This window comes from Sanguibacter suarezii NBRC 16159 (assembly GCF_001552735.1).
In the GTDB taxonomy this organism is placed as follows: domain Bacteria; phylum Actinomycetota; class Actinomycetes; order Actinomycetales; family Cellulomonadaceae; genus Sanguibacter; species Sanguibacter suarezii.
The window spans coordinates 376,242-397,223 of the sequence record NZ_BCRT01000010.1 but is presented as its reverse complement, the minus strand read 5'-3'; the positions used below and the strand labels follow the sequence as shown (position 1 = coordinate 397,223).

Genomic DNA, 20,982 nt, shown 5'->3' with positions numbered 1-20,982 from the left:
GCTCGACCGCAGGCACCACGAGCGAGAAGAGGAACCGTGGAACTCGGCGTCTACAGCTTCGGCGACGTCCAGCGCGACCCGTCCACCGGGAAGCTCGGCAGCACCGCCCAGGCCATGCGCAACCTGCTCGAGGCGATCCAGCTCGCCGACCAGGTCGGGCTCGACTACTTCGGCATCGGCGAGCACCACACCCGCGAGATGCCCGCCTCGGCCGGAGCGACCGTGCTCGGCGCGGCCGCAGCCACCACGGCGCAGATCCGCCTGGGCACCGCTGTCACCGTGCTCAGCACCGACGACCCCATTCGCGTCTACCAGCAGATCGCCACGGTCGATGCGCTCTCGGGCGGCCGCGCGGAGATCACTGCCGGGCGCGGCTCCTCGATCGAGTCCTTCCCGCTCTTCGGCTACGAGCTGGCCGACTACGACGCGCTCTACGAGGAGAAGCTCGCCCTCCTCATGCAGATCAACGACCTGGCCGACGGTGAGCGCATCACCTGGCGCGGACAGTTCCGCTCCCCGCTGACCGACGCCGAGGTCGTCCCCCGTCCCGACGCCGGGCGACTGCCCGTGTGGCGGGCGACCGGCGGCAGCCCGTCCTCGTCCGCCCGTGCCGGCCAGCAGGGCCTGCCCGTCGTCTACGGGATTATCGGCGGCCAGGCCTCCAGGTTCCGCCCGCTCGCCGAGCTCTACCGTGCCAGCGCCGCCCAGGCGGGCCACTCCGGCTCCGACGTCACCGTGGCGGTGGCCAACCCCGGCTTCGTCGGGCAGACGTCCCAGGGCGCCAAGGACCTGTGGTGGGGGCAGTGGAGCACCATGTGGTCCTCCCTCGGCCCCGCCCGAGGAGTCTCCGGTCCCCCGCGCAGCTCCTACGACCGCGAGGCCGCCGGTGACGGCTCCCTCTTCGTCGGGTCCCCGCAGGAGATTGCCGACCGCATCGTCGCGCTGCACGGCCACCTCGGCCACAGCCGCCAGGTGCTGCAGATGGACGTCGGGCACCTACCGCAGAAGGACTTCCTGGCTTCCATCGAGCTGCTCGGCACCCAGGTCAAGCCACTGGTCGACGCCGCGCTGAGGCAGGCATGAGCCCCGCGGCACCCACCGGCGCCACCCCGCTCGCCACGATCGCCGTCCTGGGAGCAGGCCGGGTGGGGACCGCGGTCGCCCGCCGGGCGCTGCACGCAGGCTTCGAGGTGCTCGTCGCCGCCTCGGGCGACCCCGCCGACATCGAGCTCATCACCTCGATCATGGCCCCCGGCGCCCGCGCGGTGACCGCCGCGGAGGCCGCCGCGTCCGGTGACGTCGTCGTGCTCGCCATCCCCCTCGGGAAGGTGACCTCTCTGGACCCCGCGATGCTCGACGGGAAGATCGTCATCGACGCGATGAACCTCTGGGCCGAGACCGACGGGGCGATGCCAGCCCTGGCCGACGTCGCGTCGTCCTCGCACCTGGTGGCATCCGTGCTGCCGGGCGCACGTCTGGTCAAGACGCTCAACCACATCGGCTATCACGACCTGGACACCGACTTCAGGCCACCCGGGGCTCTGGACCGGCGGGCTCTTGCCGTGGCCGGGGACGACTCCGGTGCTCGGGCGGCTGTAGCGACCTTCATCGACGCGATAGGCTTCGACGCCGTGGACGCCGGGCCACTGGTGGCCGGGCTCGCCCTGGAACCGGGGACCGAGGTGTTCGCCGGGGTGCACACCCGAGCCGAGCTCGAGGCGCTGCTCGGGATGGTGGTGCGCCGCGGGTGAGGCTGGTACTCCGCGGTTGCCTGGATCCGTGTCGGCGTTCGGCGGCCCAGCTCGTCGCCGGCGGCTGTGTCAGTGGCTCGGTCTAGGGTCGAGGCATCAGGTAGGAGCCCCGTCTACTCCGGGGACACGGCAGGTTTCAGCGGCGGTCGACGACGGTGTCGGGTGGTGGGTCATGGCGGGTCAGGTGGGAGCAGCGGTCCAGCACGGCCTGATGCTGGTCGGGACCGAGGAGATGGGCACGGGCCCAGCAGGTGCGTCAGCCGCTGGGTCGGTTCCTGGCGGCGCAGTGGGGGCGCGGCCGGTCGCCGTGCAGTCGGTCGTGCGGTGCGAGCGCATCGTCGAGCTGGACCGGTCGATCGCCGCGTTGACTGCGGAGCGGGCGGCATTGCTGGTCGCCGAGCGAGACTGTGGGCAGTGGAAGAGGGCCGGGTACGCGTCCTTTGAAGCGTGGCGCAGCCAGATGTCTGGGGAGGGGCTGCGGACGGCGCGAGCTCAGGTCGCTGTCGCGGCGGTGCTGGAAGAGTCACCGGATGCAGCCGAGGCGGTGGTCTCGGGGCAGGTGACAGTCGTCCACGCGGAGATCTTGGGGAAGGTCCGTTCTCGTGCGGAGCGTCCTGGGTCGCTCGAGCTGACCGCCGACGAGAGCCAGGAGCTGCTGGACCTGGCGAAGAAGGAAGGCGCTGACGCGTTCGCCAAGACCGCAGACCGGTGGTGGGCCCGGCGGGATAGCGTCGCCCACGACGCCTCCCACGAGGAGATCCGCCGGCGCCGGTTCCTGTCGATCAGTCACACCGCGCAGGGCACGCACATCAAGGGGTTCGTGGACGTGGTAGACGGTCAGCGGGTGCAGGTGGCATTGGAAGCCGCGATGAGCCGTCCCCCGGACGGTGACGACCGCGACTACGCCCAACGGATGGCCGACGCCCTGGTCGACGTGGCCGACCGGGCCGTCAACGGCGGGTCCCTCAAGAACGGCGCTCTGGTCCGCCCGCACGTGTCCGTCATCCTGACCGAAGAGACCTTCGTCCAAGCCCGGCACGAGCTGCGTCGCCGAGCCGCCGCTGCCACTGCGGGTGCGGGTGCGGGTGCGGCGGGCACCGCGAGCACGGGAGGCAGGGCGAACAGGGCGCGCACCGCGAGCACAGCAGGCACGGCAGGCACGGCGCCTGCATCCGCATCCGCATCCGCCACCATCGGTGACGCTGGTCCCGACCGCGCACTGCCCGGACTGGCGACAGGTCTACCGCAGCCGGTGACCCCCGCGACCTTCGAGGACGGCACCCCGGTTCCGCTCAGCGAGGTCGCCCGGATCCTGTGCGACGCCGAGCTCACCCGCATCGTGATGAGCGCCGACGACGTCCCCATCAACCTCGGACGCACCGTCCGCCTCTACACCCGCGAACAACGCCGAGCCATCATCGTCCGCGACCGCGGCTGCCAGTTCCACGGCTGCACCCAACCCGCCCGCTGGTGCGAGGTCCACCACATCGACTGGTGGGACCGAGATCACGGCGAAACCTCGATCGACAACGGCATCCTCCTGTGCAGCTACCACCACCACGAGGTCCATCGTCACAACCTCACCATCGACCGCGAACCAGGAGGCACCCGCGACGTACGAGTCAGCCGCACCGGAGCCACAGCCGGGCTCCCCCGCGACATGACCAGTGCCGAAACCACCGGTGCACGAACCCTGAGCCAGGCGGTCAGCACCCCAGGCCTGGCGTTCTCTCGTCGTTCGTTCCCAGGTACCCAGCCAGATGCCAAGAATCCACGCCGCGGCGACACTCAGCCCTACGACGTTGCTCAACAACGACGCGGGGCTTGAGACAGCTGATAGGCCGGAACTCTCCCGCAACACCCCGCAGAGTCCGCGAACCCCCTTCAGCTGCGTGCCGGCCGCAACAGCGAGCGGGTTCACGCACGAGCGAGCGGATTCACGAGCGAGCAGGTGCACCGCGCACGAGCTCGACGTGAGGCGAAGGCGATCAACAGACCATCGCTCCAGTGCGTGCCCATCCAGCGGGCGCATCACCGCGCCCGCTCACCGCTCCCTACACTGACCCCATGCTCACTCCCCGCGCCGCAGCGCTCAAGCACGCCATCTCCACCCGCGTCGTCGTCGCCGACGGCGCGATGGGCACCATGCTGCAGGCCGCGGACCTCACCCTCGACGACTTCCTCGGCCTCGAGGGCTGCAACGAGATCCTCAACGTCACGCGCCCCGACGTCATCGAGTCCGTGCACGACGCCTACTTCGCCGTGGGCGTGGACTGCGTGGAGACGAACACCTTCGGCGCCAACTGGTCCAACCTCGGCGACTACGACATCGACGACCGGATCTTCGAGCTGGCCGAGGCTGGCGCCGCGATCGCCCGGCGCAGCGCGGAGAAGAACTCCACCCCGGACAAGCCACGGTGGGTGCTGGGCTCCATGGGCCCGGGAACCAAGCTCCCCAGCCTCGGGCACACGACGTACGCCCACCTCAAGGGCACCTTCGCGACCCAGGCCGCCGGCCTGATCAGCGGTGGCGCCGACGCCATCCTCGTCGAGACCAGCCAGGACCTGCTGCAGACCAAGGCCGCCGTCAACGGCGCCAAGGCGGCCATGACCGAGTCTGGCATCACGCTGCCGATCTTCGTCCAGGTCACGGTGGAGACCACCGGCACCATGCTCATGGGCTCCGAGATCGGTGCGGCGCTGACCACCCTCGCGGCGCTGGGCATCGACGCGATCGGCCTCAACTGCGCGACCGGCCCGGCGGAGATGAGCGAGCACCTGCGCCACCTGTCCAAGCACTCCCCCGTCCCGGTCACCTGCATGCCCAACGCCGGGCTGCCGGTGCTGGGAAAGAACGGCGCGCACTACCCGCTCTCCCCCGCAGAGCTCGGCGTCGCCCACGAGCAGTTCGCCCAGGAGTTCGGCCTCGGGCTGGTCGGCGGGTGCTGCGGCACCACCCCCGAGCACCTGCGCGAGGTGGTCGAGCGAGTCGGTGGCCGCCCGGTCGCCGAGCGCACCCCCGTCCCTGAGCAGGGCGTGGCGAGCCTGTACACCCACGTCGACTTCGACCAGGACGCGTCCTTCCTGGCCATCGGTGAGCGCACCAACGCCAACGGCTCCAAGGCCTTCCGGGAGGCCATGCTGGCTGAGAACTGGGACGAGTGCGTGGCCATCGCCCGGGCGCAGACCCGCGACGGCGCACACCTGCTCGACGTCTGCATCGACTACGTCGGGCGCGACGGCGTGGCCGACGCCCGCGCCGTCGTCTCCCGCCTGGCCAGCGCCTCCACGCTGCCGCTCGTCATGGACTCCACCGAGCCGCAGGTCATCCAGGCCGGCCTGGAGCTCATCGGCGGGCGCGCCGTCGTCAACTCGGTGAACTTCGAGGACGGTGACGGACCCACGTCGCGCTACGCGCGGATCATGCCCCTGGTCAAGGAGCACGGCGCGGCGGTCATCGCGCTGACCATCGACGAGGACGGGCAAGCGCGCACCGCCGAGACCAAGGTCGCCATCGCGAGCCGCCTCATCGACGACCTCGTGAGCACCTGGGGCATGGACGTCGCCGACATCATCGTCGACACCCTCACCTTCCCGATCGCCACCGGGCAGGAGGAGACCCGCCGCGACGGGATCGAGACCATCGAGGCGATCCGGGCCCTCAAGGCCAAGTACCCCGGCGTGCACACCACCCTCGGCGTCTCCAACGTCTCCTTCGGGCTCAACCCGGCCGCCCGCATCGTGCTCAACTCGGTGTTCCTGCACGAGGCCGTCCAGGCCGGGCTGGACTCCGCGATCGTGCACGCCGCGAAGATCCTCCCGCTCGCCAAGATCCCCGACGACCAGCGCCAGGCGGCGCTCGACCTCGTCTGGGACAAGCGCGAGTACGACGCCGACGGCAACCTCACCCACGACCCGCTGGCCCGCCTGCTCGACCTCTTCGCCGGAGTGGACACCGCGGCGCTCAAGGACCAGCGCGCGGCAGAGATGGCCGCCCTCCCCCTCGGTGAGCGGCTCGAGCGCCGCATCGTCGACGGCGAGCTCAAGGGCCTGGACGTCGACCTCGACCTCGCGCTGGCCCAGGGCATGAAGCCGCTCGACATCGTCAACAACCACCTGCTCGAGGGCATGAAGGTGGTCGGTGAGCTCTTCGGCAAGGGCGAGATGCAGCTGCCCTTCGTGCTGCAGAGCGCCGAGGCGATGAAGACCGCCGTCGCGCACCTCGAGCCGCACATGGAGAAGTCCGACGAGGCCGGCAAGGGCACGATCGTGCTGGGTACCGTGCGCGGGGACGTGCACGACATCGGCAAGAACCTCGTCGACATCATCCTCACCAACAACGGCTACACCGTCATCAACATCGGCATCAAGCAGCCGATCTCCGCGATGATCGAGGCCGCCGAGAAGCACGACGCCGACGTCATCGGGATGTCCGGGCTCCTGGTGAAGTCGACCGTGGTGATGAAGGAGAACCTCGAAGAGCTCAACGCCCGCGGCTTCGGTACGCGGTGGCCGGTCCTGCTCGGCGGCGCCGCGCTCACCCGCACCTACGTCGAGGACGACCTCGCCGACGTCTTCGAGGGCGAGGTCCGCTACGCCAAGGACGCCTTCGAGGGGCTGCGCCTCATGGAACCGCTCGTGCGCATCGCGCGCGGCGAGGCGCCCGACGCCGTCGGCCTGCCGCCGCTCAAGAAGCGCCGCCACGCCGCCGTCACGGTCACCCAGACCCCCGACGAGGACCTTCCTGCCCGCTCGGACGTCGCCGCGGACAACCCCATCCCCACGCCGCCGTTCTGGGGCTCACGCATCGTCAAGGGCATCCAGCTCGCCGACTACGCCGCCTTCCTCGATGAGCGCGCCACGTTCATGGGCCAGTGGGGTCTCAAGCCGGGCCGCGGCGAGGACGGCGCGAGCTACGACGAGCTCGTGGAGTCCGAGGGTCGCCCGCGCCTGCGCGAGTGGCTCGACCGGATCAAGACTGAGAACATGTTCGACCCCTCCGTCGTCTACGGCTACTTCCCCGCCGTCGCCGACGGCGACGACATGGTGATCTTGCACCACGACGGACCCGACGGCGGCTCCGGCGGCGAGGTGGGCACCGAGCGGATGCGCTTCACCTTCCCCCGCCAGCGCCGTGACCGTCACCTCTGCCTGGCTGACTTCGTCCGGCCCAAGGACTCCGGCGAGATCGACGTCGTCGGCTTCCAGCTGGTGACCGTCGGGGCCACGGTCGACGCGCACACCGCCAAGCTCTTCGCCGCGAATAAGTACCGCGAGTACATGGAGCTGCACGGTCTGTCCGTCCAGCTCACCGAGTCCCTCGCGGAGTTCTGGCACTCCCGCATGCGCGAGGAGCTCGGCTACGCGGCCGAGGACCCGGCGGACCTGGACGGGATGTTCAAGGTGGACTACCGCGGTGCGCGGTACTCCTTGGGCTACCCCGCCTGCCCGGACATGGAGGACCGCCGCAAGGTCATGGAGCTGCTGCGCGCCGAACGGGTGGGCGTCGTGCTCTCCGAGGAGCTGCAGCTGCACCCCGAGCAGTCGACCGACGCGATGGTCTTCCACCACCCCGAGGCAAAGTACTTCTCGGTATGAGCGGGGTGGTCGTGGCTGTGCGCGCGGCGCGGGTGGGACCCGCGCGAGGTGCTGGGCGCGCCATGACGCACCCAGCACCGGACGGGATCAGGACGGCTCGAAGGTCCGGGTCCAGATCTGCGTGCCATCGGCGTTGAGGTAGGTGTAGGTCACCTGCGGGGAGCCAGTCACGCCGACGCTCTCCATGGCCGGGAAGACCTGGTTGTCGCACACCGTCTGCAGCTCCGCTGCGACGACCTCGAACTGCTCCACGGCCGCGGCAGTGTCGATCTGGTCGACGAAGGAGTAGGTGAAGACGATCGTCGCGGGCTCGACTCCCTCGACGGTGATCTCTGAGTACGTCTCGAGCAGCTGGGGATCAGTTGCCTGCAACGCCGCACGCTCCTGCTCGACGGTTCGGGTGCCGCGTGCCTGTCGGCGGCCGGTCAGGCAGGGCGCAGCTCGGGGACGGTCCAGGTGCCGTCGAGCACCGCGTGCTGCGGACGGTAGAGCCGGACGAGGACGTTCCACCGCTCGGGGACCGGGATGGTGTTCGGCTTGGTCGCCACCTCGCCGAGCGGGGCGAAGCGCACGGTGACCCCGCCGTCGACGTCTGGCACTGCGGTGACGGAGTTGATGCTGTAGATGCCCTGGGGGTTCGGCTCGAAGTAGCCGTGCTCGTCATACACGGAGACGGACCAGAACGCGTCGACCGGCACGTCACGCAAGGTCAGCGTGTACTCCCCCGGGGGCACCTGCGGGTCGATGCCCACGTACGACGCCTCCGTCGTGGGGAGCCCTCCCCAGCCGGCCGCAGTCCCGATGAGGTGGTGCACGGGATCGACCTGCTCACGGGTGCCGAACATGCGGTCGAAGCTGCGCAGGCCGGACGCGAGCACGAGCAACGCCTCGCGCGTCGTGCTCATGCTCGCCTCGTCGTAGTCGGGCGAGACGAAGGGCTCCGCAGACTCAGCGACCAGACGCACACCGTCCTGCACCGCGGCGGCCGCGGCGAGATCGTCCGGGTCGACCGGGTCGACGAGGGTCCGCACGGCCACGACGGCGTAGCGGGTGCCCACGGTCCCTTCATCGAGCCGGTGCTCGCCGGCGTCGTGCAGCACCTCGACCACGTAGTGGTCGTTGTCGAGCACCATCGCGGACAGATAGCGACGGCCGGAGTCTGGAAGGGTGAGCGTCGCCCCGGCTGAGAGGTCCACCACGGCGAAGCTGTAGAGCGTGTCCCGGTTCATCCGGATGACTGTCTGGTGGTCGACCGAGGCAGGTTCGCGGTTGTGCAGGAACTGGTTGATCCCGCCTGCGTCGCGCTGCAGGTCGGCGAACATGCGGTCGGTCTCGGCACGGGTGAAGGTGTCGGCGTCGACGTGCTCAGCCATGGTGCCCCCTCGGGCGTCGTCATGCCGACGCCGGGCGCGCAGGCTGCGACCAGCCAAGCACGCCCCTCACGCTTGTGCTCGTCAGGCGTTGCGGTTGCGGTCCTGGTCAGCGCTCTCCCACGGGCGCCGCACCTGACCGCCGAGCACCTGGATGACCACGGCAGCCCCGATCAGCGCGGAGCCGACGGGAAACAAGGTCGCCTGCGCGAAGGTGAACGCCGTGTTCAGGAGCGTGTACCCGATCTCCGACTCCGGCCCGGCGAGCCGGGAGAACACCGTGTAGATCTCGGGGCGGAACACCAGGGTCAAGGTCCCGAGGACGAGCAGACCGACCGACCACTGGACACATCTCTTGGCAGCTGGGTGCACGTCAGTTCCTCGGGCTCGTCAGGGACGCCGGGCTCGGCACTGAGCCCGGGTAGCCGTCAGAGTACTCGGTCGTCATCCAGGCAGCCCGACGCTGCGCCCGCCGCAGGGTGCCCAGCACCGGACTGCCCACCACCAGCACGGCGACGACGTTGGTCACCGCCCGCACGGTGTCCCAGGTGAGCGTTGACGTGGTCACGGTGAAGACGAGGAAGCGGCGCAGGTTCTCGGTGAGCGGGCCGCCCGGGATGTACGACACCGCCGTGTCGCCGCCGATCGCGAAGGGCCAGAACCACAGGTTCATCAGTGCTCCGAAGGCGTAGGCCACCACGGCGGCGTAGCCGGCGAGCACCGCGAGCTCAGCCCGCCCACGCGGCCGGACCCGCCCGGCGACCAGGTGGCCCAGCAGCCCCGCACCCAGCCCGATCCACCCGGCGGCGAGCATCTGGAACGGCAGCCACGGCCCCACGCCGGCGGTGAGCAGCGCGGAGGCGAACAACGAGATCATGCCCAGCAGGAAGCCGAAGGTCGCCCCGAAGACGTACCCGGCGAGGACGAGCAGCACGAAGACCAGCTCGATCCCTCCCGTCCCTGCGCTGACCAGCCGCAGGGCGGCGTTGACGGCGGACAGCACGCCGAGCATCGCCAGCGTGCGGGGGTCGAGCCCGCCGGAGGCGACCTGGCTGAGCACGATGACCAGCAGCACCGGCACGAGAACGAGCATGAGCCACGGCGTGCTCTGCCCACCCGAGCGCGGCAGCACGCTCGCCACGAGCGGCCAGCAGAACATCGCCAGCCCCAGCAGGGAGACCACCCCCACCAGCGCCACCTGCCCGACGCCGCGGCCGGGCCGGGCCATCGTGGTCCCGGTCACGGCAGCGCCTGATTGTGGGCTGTCACGTGGGCTGTCACATGGTCCGTCACGTGGTCCGCCGCCGCGCTGGCCGTACGGCACGCATCGACATCCTTCACTGTCATCCACGGCGCCGGAGCGAAGACCTTGGCCACCTGCGGGGCGAAGGCCGGCGACCCGGTGAGCATCGCCCGCGCTGGACCGTCGGCGACAACCTCCCCCTCGGCCATGAGTACGACGCGGTCGACGAGCAGCGCCGCCAGCTCGACGTCGTGCGTGGCGACCGCGATGGCGACGCCGCTGGCTGCCAATCCCCGCAGGCTTCTCACCAGCGCGTCCTTGGCCGCGTAGTCGAGCCCTCGCGTGGGCTCGTCGAGGAGCAGGGTCGCCGCGGGAACGGCGAGCATGACCGCCAGGGCCAGGGCGAGGCGCTGCCCTTCGGAGAGGTCACGAGGATGGGCGCCCCGGTCGATCCCGGGAACCAAGGCATCAAGGCTCATCGATGTGGTACCGGTCGGCAGACCAGCCTCCCGGTCCGCGGTCGCGCACTCGTCCTCGACGCTCTCACAGAAGAGCAGGCTGGTGACGTCCTGGGGCACGAGCGCGACGAGCGATCGCGCGCGGGACCGCGCCGTCGCCGGGTCGACGCCGTGCACCTGCACCGTCCCCCCGTCCCGGTGCCCGCTCCCCTGCAAGGCCCACAGCAGAGACGACTTGCCCGACCCGTTGCGTCCCATGACGGCGGTGATCTCACCGGCCCGCAGCTCAAGGTCGACCCCGCGGACCGCCTCGCGCGGGCCGTACCGCACCCGCACCCCGGCGGCCCGGAGCACCACGGCGCCGCGACCCGTGTCAGGAGTGCCGAGTACGTCAGGCGTACCGGCTGGTGCCGGGAGTGCAGCGCCCGCGCCGCGGACGCGTCGTCGGGCATCCCGAACAGTGAGCGGGGCGGGGTGCCAGCCCATGACCTCGCTGAGGCGCAGCAGGGGCGGGGCGACCGAGGTACCGGCGAGCACGTCACCGGGGTCCCCGCACACGACCGTGCCGTCCCCGGGCAGGTGCAGGACGAGGTCGGCGAAGGGCAGCACGCGCTCGAGGCGGTGCTCGGCGAGCACGACGGTCAGACCGAGGTCGTGCACCAGCCGCGTGATCGTGGCCAGCACCTCCTCCGCCCCCACCGGGTCCAGCGCGGACGTCGGCTCGTCCAGGACGAGCACCCGCGGGCCGGCGGTGAGCACGGCGCCGAGCGCAACCCGCTGCTGCTGCCCCAGGGACAGGGAGTCCAGGGCGCGGTCGCGCAGGTCGGCGATGCCCACGAGATCGAGGGTCTCCTCGACGCGGCGGCGCATGTCGCTCGGGCTGACCCCACGCTGCTCCATCCCGAAGGCGAGCTCGGACTCCACCCGTGAGGTGACGAAGCCCAGGGCCGGGTTCTGTCCGACGTAGCCGACGAGGTCGGCCATGTCGCGCGGGGGCACGTGCCGGGTGGACCGGCCGTGCACGCGGACCTCCCCGGCGAGGGTGCCGCCGGTGAAGTGCGGGGCGAGTCCGTTGAGGGTGGCCAGCAGCGTCGACTTCCCGGTCCCGGTCCCACCCGCCACCAGCACGAGCTGACCCGGCTCGAGGGCGAGGGTGAGGCCGGAGAAGAGGGTGCGTCCGCCGGTGTGGGCGAAGGCGAGGTCGGTGAGCTCGATCATGAGCGTCTCCAGCGGTCCAGCGAGGGGAACAGGGCGGGCACCGCGGCCACGAGCGGAGCGAGCAGGGCGAGCACGGTGAGGTCAGGCAGCACGGACAGCGCCGTCACGGAGGTGGCACCCGGTGCCAGCACAGCGGGCGGTTGGCGGATCACGGCCGGGACAGCCACCAGGAGCAGCACGGCGCTCGTCACCGCACTCACCACCACCGCGGTCGAGGCCAGGGTCCAGCGTCGGGGGCGGTAGACGGTACGCCGGGCCGAGCGGTCCAGCCGGCTCGCGCTGCCGAGGGCGAGGACCGCCGCGACCGTGAGGACGACCGGTGACCAGCCCGGCCAGGCAGAGTCGAAGAGCCCGTAGGCCGCGAGCGCCACGCAGGCCACCGCGGTCAGCACGCACGCAGGTTGAGCCCACGACCGGGCTGTGGCGGTGCTGGTCGCCGCCCCCTGCTCCCCCGGCCGGATGGACGCGCTGGGACCGCTGTCTCCGACGGGCAGCGTGGCAGCGTGGCTGCCGTACCCCCGCGCCTCCATGGCCGCCGCCAGAGCCAGGGAGCGGTCCATGGTGCCTTCGAGCACCGGGATGACGGTGGCACGCAGTCCCCGCAGGCGCCGGCTGGCTCCGCGCAGCCGGGAGGCCCGGCGCACGTCGACCACCGACCGCCCGAGGCTGGGGAAGACCGACACGGCGATGACGAGGGCGGTGGACACCCCGGCCAGGGCGGGCGGGGCGTGCTTGAGCAGGTCGAGCACGTCGGCGAGGGTGTGCGCCGCCCCCACCGCAAGGATGACGACGGCGAGCTGGAGTCCACCTGCCAGGCCGCTGAGCAGCGCCTCAGCCGTGACCGTCCCGAAGAGCTCGAGCGGGCCCAGTCGCACCGCGGGCAGGGTCAGCACGGCGGAGCCCCCGCCGGCCGGGAAGACGACCCGAAAGACGACGCGGACGACGACGACCACAGCTGCCACGACGAGGTAGAGGCGGAACGGAGCGGCGTCCCCAGCACAGCAGGCGACGACGAGGCAGATCGCCGTGAGGAGCAGAGCGAGGACGAGGAGGTTGGTCGTGGCGGCCGCCGCGCCGGCGAGCACGAGCGCCCAGACCCACCAGGCTCCCGGGTGCACGCTCATCGTCGCCGCCGCGCCACGACGGCCGCTCCCACGCCCCCGCACAGCACCAGCCCGATCGCGACGACCGGCACGATGCCGACGCCGGTCGGGGAGGCGCCGGAGGAGGCGTCGGACGCCCTGTCGCTGGTCGGATCGTCGCTGGTCGGGGCATCGCTGGTCGGAGAATCGCCGGTCGGAGAACCGTCGGCCGGAGAACCGCCGGTCGGAGAATCGTCGGTCGGAGAATCGCCGGTAGGAGAATCGTCGGTCGCGACGGAGCCAGCGGGTGTGCGGTCCGTCCAGCCCTCCGGCAGGTCGCCGGACCGCACCTGTTCAGGAAGCACCTCCGGCGCGGCCGCAGCCTGCGGCCCGGTCGTGAACACCAGCGCCAGGGTGTCCCCCGCCGCCAGGTCGAGGTCACCGACGCCGGTCGTGGCGTAGCGCCACTCGCTCTGGTCGGCGTGCCACAGCGACCAGTAGGCCTGCTGGGAGGGTGTGCGCGCACAGCTCTCACGAACGAGCTGCCCGTCGGGGAGGACGATGTCCTCCTCTGCGCCGGGGCGACCGTCGACCCGGCAGACGAAGGCGGTCCCCCACTGCGCGGTCCCCTCGATGCTCACGCCCGCTGCCACCAGTGCGTCAAGGCCCGAGACCGAGTCGCGCGACTCGACCGGCGCGCACCCGCGCACCCCCGGAGCGTCGAGCGCACCGAAGTCGACGATGATGCTCACGCCGCCACAGGGCTCCACCTCCGACGGCGCTGTGCCCGTCGCGGTCGCCGTGGCGGAGGCCGTGGCTGAGGCCGAGGTAGAGGCCGAGGCCGGAACCAGGGCAGCAGGGGTCGCTGCGGTGGCGGCCGAGGCGGTGAGCCCAGCGCCGAGCACCGCGAGTGCCGTGAGCGCCACCCGCGCTCCCACCCCGGCGACGCGCCGTCGCGCGACCCGTCCCCTCGCCCCCGCCCGACTGGTCATGCTCAGCCCAGGAGGCTGCTGAAGCCCGTCCCAGCGAGGGCGAACGTCGCCTGGGCGCTCGTGCGCGTGTCCGGCGCACCGGCGAGAGGGAAGGCACCCGCGTCGGCGCCCGTGAGCATCTGCGACTCCAGCCATCCGGTGGCGGCGGCGGAGTCGCTCCCGGCGTCTGTGAGGGCCACCGCCACCAGTGCGGTGCTGTTGACGTTGGGGTCGGTGGTACCGGTGGCCACCCAGTACTGGCCGGCCTCGTCGGTCGCGCTCGTCGCCTCGAGCCAGGCGAGGGACTCCGCGACGGCTGGCGCCGAGGCCGGGACCCCGGCGTCGAGCAGGGCGGCGACGGCAAAGGCCGTGGCGTCCACGTCCGAGGCGCAGTCCACCGGGCTCACGTCGGCGAGCTGGATCGGGAAGCCCTCCCCGGCGCACTGCTGGGCGGTGAGGAAGTCGACGGCGGGCTGCGGGGCACCGTCCGTCGCGCCGAGGGCAAGGACGGCCCAGGCCTGGGAGACGGTCGTGGAGTAGTCGTCGGCGCCGAGGTCGCTGAAGCGTCCCGACGGCGCCTGGAGCGCGAGGAGCTCGGCCACCAGGTCCCGGCCGCCCAGGTCGGTCCCATCCAGGCCTGCAGTGTCCAGGGTGGCCAGCAGCTTCGCGGTGGCACCGGCGTACTGGGCGCTGGCCCCGTCACCGACGTACATGGCGACGGTCTCCGGGGCGGCCAGCGCGGCCACGAAGGGCTCAGCCGCAGCGGAGTCGCCCGCAGCCAGCAGCGCCAGCGCGACGTCGGCGGTCAGGCCGTAGTCGTCATAGGCCACGCCGTCGAACTCCGTCTGCAGGAGCGGAGCCCCGTCGGCTGCGGTGACCAGCCACGCGGCGGCGGTCTGGGCTGGGGACTCGGTGGGTCCGGTGGAGGACTCCGCGGTGGTCCCGGTCGCCGTCGGGCTCACCGACTCGGCTGCCGAGGGAGAGTCGGAGCCGGCACAGCCGGTCAGGGTGAACAGCGTCGCAGCGAGCGCAACAGACACGAGCGGGACAGATCGACGAGTCACGAGATCCTCTTCATCAGAACGGGAGCGGCCGAGACGGCCCGAGGAAGTCTAGATCTCTCGGGCCGGGCTCGACCGTCCGTCTCACGCCGTCCGTCTCACGCCGTCCGTCTCGCCCCGTCTGTCTCACGCTGTCTGACTCACGCCGGCCGGAAGCGCGTCCAGTACGCGTCCGTCTCCAGCTCAGGCGGTCCCACGTGCGGCACGTCGATGGAGTACATCCGAGACCCCTGGACCTTGGTGAAGCCCAGTGTCGAGTACAGCCCGAAGGAGCCCGAGGGGTTGTCGGTGTCCACGTCCAGCTCGGCGAACTCCATGCCGTCGTCGCGGTAGGCGGTCATCGCTGCGGAGAGCAGCGCCAGGGCGATCTTGCGGCCGCGGTAGGCCCGGCGCACACCGAGGGTCTCGATGTAGCCGCTGGTGTAGCCGGCGATGGGCCAGTCCTTCTCGTACCGCCCCGAGAGCAGGTAGCCGGCGACGTAGGGCTCGCCGGTAGCGGACCGGCGCTCCTCGTCGAGCACCACGAAGCTCCACGCGGGAGCGAAGGTGGCGCGGCCCTGCACCCAGGACTGCACGGTGGCAGGCTCGCTGCCCCAGTGGTCCTGGAAGGCGTCGTTGTGCGCGAGTCGCGTGGCGTCGTCGACGTCCGCACTCCAGCCCTGGATCCGCAGCTCGGGATCCAGACTCTCGGTGTGGATCGCAGACGTCAGGTCGCGGCGCAACGTCGCGTAGTAGCGCTGCGCGGTGTACCCGGCGTCTTCGAGGTAGTGCCAGTGCTCGGGGGCAGAGTCGTCGAGGTAGGCCGCGATGCGTCCGGGCCCCCGGTCGGTGCGGGCTTCGAGCTTGGCACGGGCGCGAGCAGTCATCCATGCCACCAGCGCTGCTCCCAGCCCGACGCCGCGTGCCTCGGGGTGCACGCCGCCGACGACCACGGCGCGGACGGTCGACTCGTCACCGGGGCGAATCTCCACGGCGGCATAGGCACGCAGCTCGCCGGTCGCGTCGATCCCCACGATCGTGTCCGCGGCCAGGTCTTTCCAGTCGCCCTCGACGATCTCGTCCACCTCGACGGCAGAGGTGCGGTAGGAGGGACGGTCGGCGGCCTCGATCGCGGCGATGAGCCTGAACAGCGCGCTGGAGTCCTCAACCGTGAGCGGGCGCCAGGTGAGGCCGAGGTCGTCGGGCAGCAGCGACGTCAAGGCAGCGACGTCACGCCCAGGTGTGGCGTCCGGGTCACCGCTCGGCTCCGCGATCTCGTCCATGGCCCCAGCCTAGAGACTCCTGGACTGCTCCGTACAGATTTAACCGACTCGTTCCTCGGCAGAAACCTCCCGACAGGGCGGCTGACGGCTCAGGCGTCGATCCTGCCGCGGTCCAGCGCGCTCGCCCCGGCGATGATGAAGTCCTTGCGCGGTGCGACGTCAGACCCCATGAGGAGCTCGAAGACGCGCTCGGCCGCCTCGGCGTGCTCGGCGGTCACTCGACGCAGCGTGCGGAACCGGGGGTCCATGGTGGTCTCAGCGAGCTGGTCGGCGTCCATCTCACCCAGGCCCTTGTACCGCTGGATGTCTTCCTTGTAGCGCTTGCCGCTGCGGTCGAGCTTCTTGAGCACCGTGTTGAGCTCGGCCTCGGAGTAGGTGTAGATGTACTCGTTCTTGCGTGACCCGGCCCCGATCACCTCGATCCGGTGCAGCGGGGGGACGGCGGCGTAGATCCGGCCGGCGTCGACCATGGGGCGCATGTACCGGAAGAACAAGGTCAGCAGCAGGGTGCGGATGTGCGCGCCGTCGACGTCGGCGTCGGTCATGAGCACGACCTTGCCGTAACGCGCTGCGGACAGGTCGAAGGACCGCCCCGACCCGGCCCCGAGGACCTGGATGATCGCGGCGCACTCGGCGTTGCGCAGCATGTCCGAGACCGAGGCCTTCTGGACGTTGAGGATCTTCCCGCGGATGGGCAGCAGCGCCTGGAAGTCAGAGCTGCGAGCCAGCTTCGCGGTGCCGAGCGCGCTGTCACCCTCGACGATGAACAGCTCGCTGCGCGCGACGTCGTCGCTGCGGCAGTCCGCCAGCTTGGTGGGCAGCGAGCTCGTCTCCAGAGCGTTCTTGCGCCTCGAGATCTCCTTCTGCTTGCGCGCGGACAACCGGGCGCGCATCTCGGCGACCACCTTGTCCAGGAGCAGCGCCGCCTGGGTCTTGTCGTCGCGCTTGGGAGAGGAGAACAAGGCGTTGATCTCCTGCTCGACCACGCGCGCCACGATCGCGCGGACCGGCGCGGTGCCCAGCACCTCCTTGGTCTGCCCCTCGAACTGCGGCTCGGCCAGCCGGACGGTGAGCACAGCGGTGAGGCCAGCCATCACGTCGTCCTTCTCGATGCGCTCGCTGGAGTCCTTGAGCGAGACCTTGAGCCGGCGGGCGTTGGTCTCGACGGCCTTGCGCATCACCTTGAGCAGCCCGGCCTCGAAGCCAGCCAGGTGGGCACCGCCCTTGGGCGTGGCGATGATGTTGACGAAGGAGCGCAGCTCGGTCTCGTAACCGGTCCCCCACCGCAGGGCGATGTCCACCTCGCAGTCGCGGACGACCTCCTGGGAGATGAGGTGGCCGCGCTCGTCCAGGACCGGGACGGTCTCCTTGAAGGTGCTCGCCCCTGTCATGTGCCAGGTGGCGGTCACCGGCGCGTCCGGGGCGAGGTACTCGACGAAGTCCACGGTCCCGCCGTGGTGCACAAAGGTCTCCTCGTGCGGCCCGTCCTCCCCCGGCGTGCCCGGCAGGCCCCGCTCGTCGCGGACCGTGATGGTCAGCCCCGGGACGAGGAAGGTCGTCTGACGGACGCGGGTGACCAGCTCGTCGTAGGAGAAGACGGCGGTCTTGGGGAAGACCTGGCGGTCCGCCCAGTAGCGCACCCGCGTCCCGGTCTGGCCGCGCTTGGCCTTGCCGACGATCTGCAGCTCAGAGTTGTCGATGAACGGGGTGAAGGGCGAGTCGGGGCTCGGCTGGCCGTCGGCGTCGTCGAAGATGCCCGGCTCACCGCGCCGGAAGGTCATCCGGTAGACCTTGCTGGCCCGGTCCACCTCGACGTCCAGGCGCGAGGACAGGGCGTTGACGACCGAGGCGCCGACCCCGTGCAGACCACCGGAGGCGGTGTAGGAGCCACCACCGAACTTTCCGCCCGCGTGCAGCTTGGTGTAGACGACCTCGACGCCGCTGAGCCCGGTCTTGGGTTCCACGTCGACCGGGATCCCTCGACCGTTGTCGGTGACGGTGACGGAGGTGTCCGCGTGCAGCACGATGCCGATCTTCGTGCAGTGGCCCGCCAGAGCCTCGTCGACGGAGTTGTCGATGATCTCCCACAGGCAGTGCATGAGGCCACGGGAGTCCGTGGACCCGATGTACATGCCCGGGCGCTTGCGCACCGCGTCGAGCCCCTCCAGGACGGAGAGGTGGCGGGCGGTGTAGCTAGATTCTGCCGATGCGGTCGTCACGGTCTTGATGGTAATCGGTGCCGCTGACAAGACCATCACCGCGCTCTCCCGCGGCGCCCGGCGGCCGAAGAATACGCGGGGAGCGAACCATCCCCATCGGGTGGTATGGAAACCGAGCGGGGATGGTTACATATTCATGTGACTACTACAACGACTGAAGCCCTGACCGTGGCCGACCGCTGCGACCGCTGCGGCGCTCAGGCCTACGTACGAGTTCTGCTCCCAGCCGGCGAGCTCTTCTTCTGCGCGCACCACGCACGTGCACACTCCGAGGCGTTCACGCCCGTGGCCACCCACGTGCAGGACGAGACCGACCGCCTCCTCGCCGAGCACGGCGCCGGTGCGGCCACCCGCGGCTGAGCACACACTCCCGAGACCCGACGAGCCCGACCCCCATCGTGGGGGTCGGGCTCGTCTCGTCTGTGGACCGCCGTCTGTGGACCTGCCGGCTATGGCCCCGCTGGCTGCGGACCCGCCGAGCGCACAGACGACTCGACCCGCGGAGGTCAGCCTCCGCGGGTCGAGTCGTCTGATCAGGCAGCTGCCCGTCAGTCCAGGTAGTCGCGCAGGACCTGGGACCGGCTGGGGTGACGCAGCTTGGACATCGTCTTGGACTCGATCTGACGGATCCGCTCGCGCGTGACGCCGTAGACCTTGCCGATCTCGTCCAGGGTCTTGGGCTGACCGTCGGTCAGGCCGAAGCGCATGGAGACGACACCCGCCTCACGCTCGGAGAGCGTGTCGAGGACCTGGTGCAGCTGCTCCTGGAGGAGGGTGAAGCTCACCGCGTCCGCCGGGACGACCGCCTCGGAGTCCTCGATGAGGTCTCCGAACTCGCTGTCGCCGTCCTCGCCGAGCGGGGTGTGCAGGGAGATCGGCTCGCGACCGTACTTCTGGACCTCGACGACCTTCTCGGGGGTCATGTCGAGCTCCTTCGCCAGCTCCTCAGGCGTGGGCTCGCGGCCCAGGTCCTGAAGCATCTGACGCTGCACGCGGGCGAGCTTGTTGATGACCTCGACCATGTGCACCGGGATACGGATGGTGCGGGCCTGGTCGGCCATGGCGCGGGTGATCGCCTGACGGATCCACCACGTGGCGTAGGTGGAGAACTTGTAGCCCTTGGTGTAGTCGAACTTCTCGACCGCACGGATCAGACCGAGGTTGCCCTCCTGGATGAGGTCGAGGAAGAGCATGCCGCGACCGGTGTAGCGCTTGGCCAGGGAGACCACCAGGCGGAGGTTGGCCTCCAGCAGGTGGTTCTTGGCACGGCGTCCGTCGCCGGCGATCCACTCGAGCTCACGACGGGCCTTGGCCTCGAACTTCGTGCCAGAGTTCAGGCGCTCCTCGGCGAAGAGACCGGCCTCGATGCGCTTGGCGAGGTCAACCTCCTGCTCAGCGTTGAGGAGGGCGACCTTACCGATCTGCTTGAGGTAGTCCTTGACCGGGTCCGCCGTCGCACCGGCGGTGACGACCTGCTGGGCAGGTGCGTCGTCGTCGTCGGCGTCGGAGTAGACGTAGCCGCGTGACTCGTCGACCTCTTCGGTGCCCTTCTTGGCGGCGGGCTCGCCGTCGGTCTCGTCGACCTCTTCGACCGACTCGGTCTCCTCGACGTCGTCGGAGGCCTTGCGGCGGGTGCGCTTGACCGGGGCAGCCTTCGCGGCAGCGGGCTTGCGCGGGGCGCGCTTGGTGACCGCGACCGGAGCCGCCTCGGTGCTCGACGCCGCGGCGTCCGCGGGAGCGTCAGCCTCGCCTGCGTCAGCGGCCTTGGCCGGGGCCGCCCGACGGGTGGTCACCGGCTCAGCCTTCTTGGCAGCGGTCTTGGGCTTGACGGCGCGCGCGGTCGTGCTCGTGGACCGGGTGGTCGCAGCGGCAGCGACGGTCGTGGTCGGCAGGTCGACGTCAACCCCAGCCGCGACGAGCGCGCGGAAGACGGTCTTGAGCCGCTTCGCGTCAGCAACCTCGGCCTTCTCGCAGGCGTCGCGGAAGCTCTCCGCGTCGACACGGCCGTGGGTTGCGCCACGACGGATGAGTTCTTGCAGTGCTGGGTGCTCGAATTCGCGGGGGAGTGCGAGATTCTCAGAGATGGGCGCCACAAACGACCTTTCGGCATCTCAGGGAGGCAGAGTTCGGCTGACTTCAGCGATGGTCGAGAGCGACTCATCTCAGCTGCCGTAAACCACCATTATACTCGCCGCATCGCTGATCCACGCCCTTGCAGGGATTTTCAGCCACGCGACGACTGGTTTCTGCGGGAAGGCGGCTGGGCCGTGATCCCCTGAGCCGGCGGCAGCCGACTCCCTCATGCCAACGACTCGCAGGCCCGAAAGATTCCTTACTCGGCGGCCACGACGCGGTCCGGCTTGACGGCCAGGACGGGGCACGGGCTGCCCAGCAGGATCCGCTGGGCGTTGGACCCGAGGATGAGCTTGCCGACGGGGCTGCGCCGGCGCAGCCCGATGACCAGCACGTCGGCCGAGACCTCCTCGGCGACGGCGATGAGGTCCTCCGCGACGTCGCGGCGTTCCCCCAGGACCCGGACGTCGACGTCGACGCCCTCGGCCTGCGCGGTCCGGGCCAGCACCTCGAGCTCGACCTCACGCTGTTCCACGGCTTCCGGGGCGGGCGTGTGAGCCTTCTCGGTCACCACGACGACGAGGTCGGTCTTCCTGCGCCGGGCCTCTTCGACCGCAGCAGTCAGTCCTTGACGTCCCTCAACCGTGGCGAGATAGCCCACTACAACAGTCATCAG

17 protein-coding genes are annotated in these 20,982 nt (G+C 70.6%); 5 read left to right on the top strand and 12 right to left on the bottom strand.

From position 1 onward, the window contains the following. Positions 1-36: 36 nt before the first annotated feature. The 4 genes from SS2_RS06415 to metH all read left to right on the top strand — a co-directional run bounded on the left by SS2_RS06415 (position 37) and on the right by metH (position 7,349). Positions 37-1,083, top strand: coding sequence for an LLM class flavin-dependent oxidoreductase (locus tag SS2_RS06415; protein ID WP_066462174.1), 1,047 nt, complete (start codon positions 37-39; stop codon positions 1,081-1,083). Continuing rightward, positions 1,080-1,751, top strand: a complete 672-nt coding sequence (locus tag SS2_RS06410; RefSeq protein ID WP_066462173.1) for an NADPH-dependent F420 reductase — start codon at positions 1,080-1,082, stop codon at positions 1,749-1,751. Before SS2_RS06415 ends, SS2_RS06410 begins: the two co-directional genes overlap by 4 nt. Before the next feature lie 172 nt (positions 1,752-1,923). Next, positions 1,924-3,579, top strand: coding sequence for an HNH endonuclease signature motif containing protein (locus SS2_RS06405; RefSeq protein WP_066462172.1), 1,656 nt, complete (start codon positions 1,924-1,926; stop codon positions 3,577-3,579). Between the two features lie 239 nt (positions 3,580-3,818). After that, positions 3,819-7,349: a methionine synthase gene (gene metH / locus SS2_RS06400; RefSeq protein WP_066462170.1), complete on the top strand. Its 3,531-nt coding sequence runs from the start codon at positions 3,819-3,821 to the stop codon at positions 7,347-7,349. 87 nt (positions 7,350-7,436) lie between these two features. On the opposite strand, the gene SS2_RS06395 is transcribed toward metH, so the two are convergent. From SS2_RS06395 to SS2_RS06350, 10 genes are all read right to left on the bottom strand, one after another. After that, positions 7,437-7,721, bottom strand: coding sequence for a hypothetical protein (locus tag SS2_RS06395; protein WP_066462168.1), 285 nt, complete (start codon positions 7,719-7,721; stop codon positions 7,437-7,439). Between the two features lie 53 nt (positions 7,722-7,774). Beyond that, positions 7,775-8,722 carry a DUF1214 domain-containing protein gene (locus SS2_RS06390; protein ID WP_066462166.1) on the bottom strand — a complete coding sequence of 316 codons (948 nt, stop codon included), beginning with the start codon at positions 8,720-8,722 and terminating at the stop codon, positions 7,775-7,777. A gap of 81 nt (positions 8,723-8,803) precedes the next feature. After that, positions 8,804-9,091 carry a hypothetical protein gene (locus tag SS2_RS06385; RefSeq protein WP_066462164.1) on the bottom strand — a complete coding sequence of 96 codons (288 nt, stop codon included), beginning with the start codon at positions 9,089-9,091 and terminating at the stop codon, positions 8,804-8,806. 1 nt (position 9,092) lies between these two features. Continuing rightward, a complete protein-coding gene (locus SS2_RS06380) occupies positions 9,093-9,962 on the bottom strand; it encodes an ECF transporter S component (protein ID WP_245643385.1) in 870 nt (289 codons plus the stop codon). Then, a complete protein-coding gene (locus SS2_RS06375) occupies positions 9,959-11,638 on the bottom strand; it encodes an ABC transporter ATP-binding protein (protein WP_083941846.1) in 1,680 nt (559 codons plus the stop codon). The genes SS2_RS06380 and SS2_RS06375 overlap by 4 nt, the downstream gene beginning before the upstream one ends. Further along, positions 11,635-12,762, bottom strand: a complete 1,128-nt coding sequence (locus SS2_RS06370; RefSeq protein WP_157607205.1) for an energy-coupling factor transporter transmembrane component T — start codon at positions 12,760-12,762, stop codon at positions 11,635-11,637. The genes SS2_RS06375 and SS2_RS06370 overlap by 4 nt, the downstream gene beginning before the upstream one ends. After that, positions 12,759-13,646 carry a hypothetical protein gene (locus tag SS2_RS06365; RefSeq protein ID WP_066462160.1) on the bottom strand — a complete coding sequence of 296 codons (888 nt, stop codon included), beginning with the start codon at positions 13,644-13,646 and terminating at the stop codon, positions 12,759-12,761. The genes SS2_RS06370 and SS2_RS06365 overlap by 4 nt, the downstream gene beginning before the upstream one ends. 68 nt (positions 13,647-13,714) lie before the next feature. Then, positions 13,715-14,755 (bottom strand): prenyltransferase/squalene oxidase repeat-containing protein, encoded by a 1,041-nt coding sequence (locus SS2_RS06360; protein WP_157607204.1) that lies wholly within the window; start codon positions 14,753-14,755, stop codon positions 13,715-13,717. Between the two features lie 137 nt (positions 14,756-14,892). Beyond that, positions 14,893-16,014: a GNAT family N-acetyltransferase gene (locus tag SS2_RS06355; RefSeq protein WP_245643384.1), complete on the bottom strand. Its 1,122-nt coding sequence runs from the start codon at positions 16,012-16,014 to the stop codon at positions 14,893-14,895. A gap of 89 nt (positions 16,015-16,103) precedes the next feature. Continuing rightward, a complete protein-coding gene (locus SS2_RS06350; protein WP_066462475.1) occupies positions 16,104-18,269 on the bottom strand; it encodes a DNA gyrase/topoisomerase IV subunit B in 2,166 nt (721 codons plus the stop codon). Between the two features lie 69 nt (positions 18,270-18,338). Between SS2_RS06350 and SS2_RS06345 the strand changes: the two genes are divergently transcribed. Continuing rightward, the gene (locus SS2_RS06345; RefSeq protein WP_066462155.1) at positions 18,339-18,593 is read left to right on the top strand and encodes a DUF7455 domain-containing protein; all 255 of its coding nucleotides are present in this window, start codon (positions 18,339-18,341) and stop codon (positions 18,591-18,593) included. 188 nt (positions 18,594-18,781) lie between these two features. Here the strand turns inward: SS2_RS06345 and SS2_RS06340 are convergent, their stop codons facing one another. Beyond that, the gene (locus tag SS2_RS06340; protein ID WP_066462153.1) at positions 18,782-20,326 is read right to left on the bottom strand and encodes an RNA polymerase sigma factor; all 1,545 of its coding nucleotides are present in this window, start codon (positions 20,324-20,326) and stop codon (positions 18,782-18,784) included. 239 nt (positions 20,327-20,565) lie between these two features. Beyond that, positions 20,566-20,979 (bottom strand): universal stress protein, encoded by a 414-nt coding sequence (locus SS2_RS06335; protein WP_066462149.1) that lies wholly within the window; start codon positions 20,977-20,979, stop codon positions 20,566-20,568. Between the last annotated feature and the right edge of the window lie 3 nt (positions 20,980-20,982).

Bases quoted from the DNA above. Each gene is read 5' to 3' on its own strand.
- SS2_RS06405 (WP_066462172.1), top strand. From the start codon at position 1,924: ATGGCGGGTCAGGTGGGAGCAGCGGTCCAGCACGGCCTGATGCTGGTC.
- SS2_RS06355 (WP_245643384.1), bottom strand. From the start codon at position 16,014: ATGGACGAGATCGCGGAGCCGAGCGGTGACCCGGACGCCACACCTGGG.
- SS2_RS06335 (WP_066462149.1), bottom strand. From the start codon at position 20,979: ATGACTGTTGTAGTGGGCTATCTCGCCACGGTTGAGGGACGTCAAGGA.
- SS2_RS06410 (WP_066462173.1), top strand. From the start codon at position 1,080: ATGAGCCCCGCGGCACCCACCGGCGCCACCCCGCTCGCCACGATCGCC.
- SS2_RS06375 (WP_083941846.1), bottom strand. From the start codon at position 11,638: ATGATCGAGCTCACCGACCTCGCCTTCGCCCACACCGGCGGACGCACC.
- SS2_RS06345 (WP_066462155.1), top strand. From the start codon at position 18,339: ATGGAAACCGAGCGGGGATGGTTACATATTCATGTGACTACTACAACG.
- SS2_RS06370 (WP_157607205.1), bottom strand. From the start codon at position 12,762: ATGAGCGTGCACCCGGGAGCCTGGTGGGTCTGGGCGCTCGTGCTCGCC.
- SS2_RS06390 (WP_066462166.1), bottom strand. From the start codon at position 8,722: ATGGCTGAGCACGTCGACGCCGACACCTTCACCCGTGCCGAGACCGAC.
- SS2_RS06350 (WP_066462475.1), bottom strand. From the start codon at position 18,269: ATGGTCTTGTCAGCGGCACCGATTACCATCAAGACCGTGACGACCGCA.
- metH (WP_066462170.1), top strand. From the start codon at position 3,819: ATGCTCACTCCCCGCGCCGCAGCGCTCAAGCACGCCATCTCCACCCGC.